General features: G+C 66.4%; 8 protein-coding genes. 3 read left to right on the top strand and 5 right to left on the bottom strand.

The window, feature by feature from the left end:
* Nucleotides 1-91: 91 nt before the first annotated feature.
* The 4 genes from CHB65_RS02400 to CHB65_RS02385 all read right to left on the bottom strand — a co-directional run bounded on the left by CHB65_RS02400 (nt 92) and on the right by CHB65_RS02385 (nt 3833).
* Nucleotides 92-1000 carry a DMT family transporter gene (locus CHB65_RS02400; RefSeq protein WP_089383432.1) on the bottom strand — a complete coding sequence of 303 codons (909 nt, stop codon included), beginning with the start codon at nt 998-1000 and terminating at the stop codon, nt 92-94.
* Between the two features lie 125 nt (nt 1001-1125).
* On the bottom strand, nt 1126-2589 hold the full coding sequence (locus CHB65_RS02395; protein WP_089383471.1) for a small ribosomal subunit Rsm22 family protein: 1464 nt from the start codon (nt 2587-2589) through the stop codon (nt 1126-1128).
* Nucleotides 2590-2628: 39 nt separating this feature from the next.
* Complete coding sequence (locus tag CHB65_RS02390) at nt 2629-3405, bottom strand: NAD(P)-binding domain-containing protein (protein WP_089383431.1); 777 nt, start codon at nt 3403-3405, stop codon at nt 2629-2631.
* 68 nt (nt 3406-3473) lie between these two features.
* Nucleotides 3474-3833: a response regulator gene (locus CHB65_RS02385; protein ID WP_089383430.1), complete on the bottom strand. Its 360-nt coding sequence runs from the start codon at nt 3831-3833 to the stop codon at nt 3474-3476.
* 192 nt (nt 3834-4025) lie between these two features.
* Here CHB65_RS02385 and CHB65_RS02380 point away from each other — a divergent pair, with 192 nt between their 5' ends.
* The 3 genes from CHB65_RS02380 to CHB65_RS02370 all read left to right on the top strand — a co-directional run bounded on the left by CHB65_RS02380 (nt 4026) and on the right by CHB65_RS02370 (nt 5710).
* Nucleotides 4026-5057 (top strand): phosphate signaling complex PhoU family protein, encoded by a 1032-nt coding sequence (locus tag CHB65_RS02380; protein WP_089383429.1) that lies wholly within the window; start codon nt 4026-4028, stop codon nt 5055-5057.
* Nucleotides 5058-5213: 156 nt separating this feature from the next.
* Complete coding sequence (locus CHB65_RS02375) at nt 5214-5396, top strand: DUF7525 family protein (protein ID WP_089383428.1); 183 nt, start codon at nt 5214-5216, stop codon at nt 5394-5396.
* 89 nt (nt 5397-5485) lie between these two features.
* Entirely contained in the window at nt 5486-5710 is a 225-nt protein-coding gene (locus CHB65_RS02370) for a DUF7123 family protein (protein WP_089383427.1), read from the top strand.
* A 33-nt stretch (nt 5711-5743) separates the two neighbouring features.
* Here the strand turns inward: CHB65_RS02370 and CHB65_RS02365 are convergent, their stop codons facing one another.
* Nucleotides 5744-5971, bottom strand: a complete 228-nt coding sequence (locus CHB65_RS02365; protein WP_089383426.1) for a hypothetical protein — start codon at nt 5969-5971, stop codon at nt 5744-5746.
* Nucleotides 5972-6000: the final 29 nt, after the last annotated feature.

Raw genomic sequence — 6000 nt, 5'->3', positions numbered from 1 at the left:
CTCCGGGTTGTTCCACCCGAGAGAACAGGTGGGTTGCGAATCTTAATATCCCAACGCTCGGGAATCCTCGCCCTTTAGGGCGGGGAGGATGTCAAAAGGCGATCAGCGTGACCCCGGCCACCGCGAGGACGGCCGCGAGCAGGCGCAGCCGGAAGTGACGCTCCCCGAGAAGGATCCCGCCGAGGACCACGGCGACGATCGCCTGCGTGTTGATCACCGGCGAGGCGATGCTCGCGGGCAACAGCGCGAACGCGACGGTCGTGACGTGTTCACCGACCGCGACGAAACCGCCGGCGAGGAGGAACTTCGGCAGGTCCGCACGGACGCCCCTGAACCCGCCCTCCGGGGGATTTCGAACCGCACTCGGCAGGAGGACGGCGGCGACGCCCGCGAGCAGCAGCGGCACCCAGAGCGTCTCCGGGATCGCGAACTCCTGTAGGGCGACGCGCTTGCCGAGGTCGCTCACGGCATAACACATCGCGCTCACGAGCGCGAGTTGCGCCGGCCGCGACTTCGCCGCCTTGATAAAGGGCTCGAAAAAGCCACCCGGGTCGTAGTTGGCGACGTAGACGGCGAGCGTCGCGATCACCACGCCCGTCACCTCAAGCGGGGTCAGGATCTGTCCGAGGATGACGATCTCGAGCGGGAGGACGAACAGCGGGACGATCTTGTTGATCGGCGTCACGTAGGAGACGTCGCCCTCGGCGATGGCGATCAAAAAAAGCACGAAGGCGGCCGCCGTCATCACTACCGTCAGCGCGACGAGGCCCAGCTCCGCGAGGCCGAACCCGCCAAACGCGCCGGTCGAGAGGTCACCGCGTGAGAGCGTCACCGGGAGGTACCACGCGATCGCGACGGCGTTGATACACACCGTCAGCGCGGCCGGCGGGTAGCCCTCGAAGAGCCGTTTTAAGGGGTAGATGTAGACGCCCCAGACGACCGCCGCCGCGAGCGCGAACCCGAGCCCGGGATCGGCGGCGATCGACGGGATGAGGTCCATCGATCCCGTTGATGACGGTCGGCGTGAAGAGGGGTTCGATCGGGCGGGGACGACTCGGCGGTGTCGACGATAGGACCGCACACCGGCGGTGTCGACGATAGGACCGCATACCGCGAGTCGCTCCGCTATGGAGCGACGAGGTCGACGACGGTCTCGGCGTCGACGACGACGTTGTACGCCTCCTCGTCGTCGTTCCAGAGTACCAGCCCGTTCTCGATGAACACCACCGCGCCGTAGTCGGCTTCCCGCAGGTGGCGATTGAGTTCCGTCTCCCGGGTGCAGACCGCGTAGTGTTCGACCCGCTGTGAGCCGTCGCCGATCTTATAGACGCCGTTTCCGCCCTCGCTTAGATCGTGGCTGAGCTTGACGACGAGGAGGTTCACCCGATCGGTGACGTGATCCTCCGATGCCGAAAGCGGCGCACAGCGGTCGACCGATGCCTGCACGTCGACGCGCCGGGCCCCATCGGTCCGCAGGATCGAGTAGGCGAACTGCACGTCGACGTTGATGAACTCGCCCGGTTCGTCCTCGGGTCCGCGTGCGGCGGCCTCGTCCAACCGTGCCTGGAACGCCGGGACGGCGAGATCGGAGGCGACGTCGAAGGACCAGCCACGATCCGAGGGCGTCATTCCGGACCAGAGCCGGAGCGTCGGCGCGTAGACGGTCAGATCCGAGCCGTCCTCGGTGACCGCCCGCTCGACCTCGCGGAGCTCGGTCGCGGTGTGGAGGTCCGCGGGCGCGAGCGCGAGGAGGCTCCCGTCCGCCGCGAGCAGCGAACCGAGTTCGGCGACGACGCTCGCCGGCTCTGAAAGCTCGGAGAGCACGTTTCCGAGGAGGACGAGATCGATCGGGCCATCGAGCCGCTCGGCGGACGCCAGAGCGGTCGAGCGGGAGCCCGCGTCCTCCATTCCGAGGAACGACTCCACGGGCTCACGATACACGCTCGTTCGGAAGTTCCGGTCGGTCGCGGTGAGCAGCGAGTCGAGGACCTCGGCGTTCGCGCTCGGCTCGATCGCGTGGTACTCGACGACCGCGTCCTCGGGCAGGTAGTCGTGGAGCCCGAGCGCCGGGCCGCCGACGCCGGCACCGACGTCGAGCACCCGCAGTTGGCGGTCGAGGAGCCGATTCTCCACGAGGTCGTCGAGGACGTATCCGATCGCCGCGTAGTAGCCCGGCAGGTGGTAGATCGCGTACCCGAACGCGGCGATCCGGTCGTATGTGACGTCGTTGCCGTACAGATAGTCGGCCTTCAACTGTCGGATCGTCGTCCGGAGTCGATCGCCGGACTCGCCGCGATGCCAGTTCGCGCCGAACTCGCCGACGAGGAGGTCCTCCACCGCGAGCGAGTACGCCTCCGGGAGCGCCTCGGGTGCCCACCCGGGCGGCTCGACCGGTTCGTCCGGAACGGGAACGAACGTCCCGTCCTCGCGCTCGCGAAGGCGGAGGTCGAACGCCTCCTCACGGAGCGTCTCGCGGACGACGGCGGGATGCGGGCTCCCCTCGATGTACTCGGCGATCTCCTCGGGGTCGATCGGCCGCACCCGCCGGAGATAGTTGGCGTTGTTCCTGACGGCCTCCCTGTCGATCACGGTCACGTCCCCCCAGTGCTCCGATCGTGTCTCCGCGACTCACGCATGACGGTCGCGTCCCTCCCCCTCCCCGCGGGCACGTTCATACAGGTCGGCGAACGTCTCATCGTCGGCGTCGGCGATCCGACGGGCCGCCTCCGCGACGTCGTCGGCGCCATCGAAGACGCGCTGTATCTCCGCATACACCGCGGGCGACCCCTCAGTCACCGTGTCCGCGACCGCCTCAAGCGCGGTCGAGACCGGCGTGTGGAACTCCGCACGGATCTCCTCGCCCGCAAGCCGCCACGCGAGAACCGCGGCGTGTGCGCCGGCCTGCACCGTCTCCATCGCGCGATCGTGCTCGTCGGCGGTGGTCTCGAAGACGTCGTTGCCGCCGGCTTCGATGGCGTCGACGATCGCGGCGACGTGCGGACCGTCCGCGTCGATCACGGCCGCGACGTTGCCGGGCACCCGGGGCGGCGCGAAAAGCGGGTGGAAACTGGCGCGCTCGCGGTCGGGGGCGTGTTGACGCAGCGCCGCGACCGCGTCCGTCATCTCGCCGGAGACGTCGACGACCGCGCCCGTCGCCCGGTCGGCGTAGGCTGCAACGGCGGCCGGCACCGCCGACATCGGCACGGCGAGACAGACGACGTCGAAGGTCTCCGCGGTGTCGGCGCCGACCGATCTGGCGGCCGGCCTCCCGGCTGCTGCGTCCGTGGCGACGGCGGGCTCCCGGTCGAGGAAGGCGACGGTCGCGTCGGCGGGGCCGGCCTCGGCCGCGAGCGTGTCGGCGACCCACCGGCCCATCTCCCCCGCGCCGACGACGAGCGTATCCATACGTTACCGAATCGATGGGAGCGATCGGTTAAAACCGTTCGATGCGTCCACCGGGGGTCACCGCGGGCTCAGCCGAGGTGGGTGTTGAACTCCTCGAGCAGCTTCGTCCCGTCCACCGGCTTCGTGACGTAGCCGTCGGCTCCGGCTTTCACCGCCTCCATCATCTTCTCCTCCTGATCGACGCTCGTACACATCACGACCGTCGTCCCCGGGGATCGCTTTTTGATCGTCGCCGTCGCCTCGATCCCGGTCATCTCCGGCATCACGATGTCCATGGAGATTCCGTCCGGTGCGTGCTCCTCGAACATCGCGACCGCCTCCTCGCCGTTTTCGGCCTCGGCGACCACTTCGAACTCGTCTTCCAGCGCGTCGCGGACCACCGTCCGCTGAAACGCCGAGTCGTCGACGACGAGTATCCGCTTGCTCATATCCCTTCTATCGCGATCGTGTATATAAATATCCGTCAATTCGCTTGACCGCCCCACCAGTGGGGCGGTTCACGGGTTTTGTGACGATGTCCTCGAATTCTTCACGAACGTTCCCAATTACCTTGTATCTCAAGACAAGCATATAATGAACATGCGAACAGATTTAAGGTATCTCCCGAATATCTATTCGATATGGAAACGCGGAAAGTCCAGCGCCTCGGTCCGTCGACGCTGGCGATGACGTTGCCGGCGGAGTGGGCGAAAGCACATGGGGTGAACAAAGGCGATGAGGTCTCGTTGCGGATGGGCGGCAAGGGGACGCTCACGGTGTTGCCCGAGTCCGTAAGTACCGAGGAGTCCGAGGCAATCATCTCCGCGGACAACCTCGATGCGAGCGCGCTCGAACGCGCCATCGTCGCCCAGTACGTTCTCGGTCGTCGGGTCATTCACGTCCGGAGCGAGGGCGCGCTCGGCAGCGATCACATCAACGCAGTATATAAAGCGGAGACGCAGCTCATGGGCCTGGGGGTCATCGAGGAGACGCCCGAGGATATCGCCATCCGCTGTTCGGTCGACCCGGAGGACTTCACGCTCGACAACCTCCTCGAGCGGCTGGAGAACACGGGATCGACGATGCGGGGCGAGGCGGTCAAAGCGCTCGCCCACGGGAACCCGGACCTCGCACAGCGGGCGCTCAACCGCGAGCGGCAGGCGAACAAGATCTTCGTGCTCCTCTTACGGCTCATCTTTACGGCATATCAGAACCCCAACCTCGCCCGTGCGGTCGGCTTGGAGGAGGGATTCCCCCTCATCGGCTACCGATCGGTCGCGAAGAACCTCGAACTCACCGCCGACAACGCCGAGGACATCGCCGACATCGTGATGGAGGCGGAGGGACACACCCTCGACGTGGACTCCGCGACGATGCGACAGATCCGCGAGTTCACCGACCAGGTCGACGAACTCACCGCGCTGGCGGTGAAGGCGGTCGTCGAGCGCGACTACGACCTCACCGTCGAGTGTCGCGATCGCTTCGCGCGCCTCGAGGATCGTGAGCGGGAGATCCTCGCGGAGCTTCCCGACGACCTGGACAACGAAACGCTGCTCATGACCCGGGAGGTGCTCGTCAGCCTCCAGCACACCGCCGAGTACGCGATGCGAAACGCCGAGATCGCCGCCAACCTCGCGTTGAACGAGGTCTCGGAGCACGTCGAGATCTTATAACTGGCCTCGGCGCACGTCGAGATCTTATCACTAACCTCGGCGCACGTCGAGATCTTATCACTGACCTCGGCGCACGCCGGGATCCTCCCGGCGGGGATCCCTCACACCGTCCGCCCGCTCCGTATGAACTAAGTACACCGTCGCGAAGGTCCGTATATGAGCGAGGGATCAATGGAATCTGATAAAGGACTCGGCGTGATGTTGGCGTTGGCGGCCGTGGCGGTCGTCGGCGCGGTCGTGATGTACGGCGCGCCGACGCAACTTGACCGCGCGTGGGGCTTCGCCGCGGCGATCGTCTTCGCCCTGCTGGCGGTCGTCACAGTTCAGGTTTTCGAGTAGGGTCCCCCGACGGTCTCACGGGCGGAACGCGCTCGACGATGCAAGCTGACGAGAAACGGTTAAGCGCGACTGGGACTTACTTCTAGCATATGAGCGAGTACACCGAGGAGGAGCGGCGTATCCTCGCGTACCTCACCGATAGCGTCTCGCGTGGCGAGCGATACGTGCGCTCGAAGACGATCGCCGACGCCATCGGCCTCACCGCGAAGCAGGTCGGCACGCGCCTTCCACGCCTCGCGGAGAAATCAGACGACGTGGAGATAGAAAAGTGGGGTCGCTCCCGTTCGACGACGTGGCGCGTCACGCGCGGGTGAGCGCCCGCCGGCGACGTCCCCCCGCCTCCTCGTTCACCCCGACCGCAGCGCAAACGTCGTGTAGCCGACGGCGACCAGCAACAGGGTGAACGCGACCGTGCCGATGACGGCCGGCGAGGCGGTGATCAGCCCACCGAACGGGTTCGTTAACACGACCACCGTGCCCGTGAGGACGACCGCGATCAGGATCCCGACCGCGCCGAACGCCTTGAACGCCGCGTCGAGGTCGATTCGACCGGTGACTTGCTGTTCGTAGCTCATACCTGTACACACGCCAGCAGCCTACAAAA

It is taken from the genome of Halorubrum vacuolatum, from assembly GCF_900188065.1.
GTDB classification, from domain to species: Archaea; Halobacteriota; Halobacteria; order Halobacteriales; family Haloferacaceae; genus Halorubrum; species Halorubrum vacuolatum.
This window is presented reverse-complemented; position numbering and strand designations above follow the sequence as displayed.

Excerpts from the sequence above, each read along its gene's own strand:
- CHB65_RS02385 (WP_089383430.1), bottom strand. The coding sequence starts at position 3,833 with ATGAGCAAGCGGATACTCGTCGTCGACGACTCGGCGTTTCAGCGGACG.
- CHB65_RS02370 (WP_089383427.1), top strand. The coding sequence starts at position 5,486 with ATGAGCGAGTACACCGAGGAGGAGCGGCGTATCCTCGCGTACCTCACC.
- CHB65_RS02365 (WP_089383426.1), bottom strand. The coding sequence starts at position 5,971 with ATGAGCTACGAACAGCAAGTCACCGGTCGAATCGACCTCGACGCGGCG.
- CHB65_RS02380 (WP_089383429.1), top strand. The coding sequence starts at position 4,026 with ATGGAAACGCGGAAAGTCCAGCGCCTCGGTCCGTCGACGCTGGCGATG.
- CHB65_RS02375 (WP_089383428.1), top strand. The coding sequence starts at position 5,214 with ATGAGCGAGGGATCAATGGAATCTGATAAAGGACTCGGCGTGATGTTG.
- CHB65_RS02400 (WP_089383432.1), bottom strand. The coding sequence starts at position 1,000 with ATGGACCTCATCCCGTCGATCGCCGCCGATCCCGGGCTCGGGTTCGCG.
- CHB65_RS02390 (WP_089383431.1), bottom strand. The coding sequence starts at position 3,405 with ATGGATACGCTCGTCGTCGGCGCGGGGGAGATGGGCCGGTGGGTCGCC.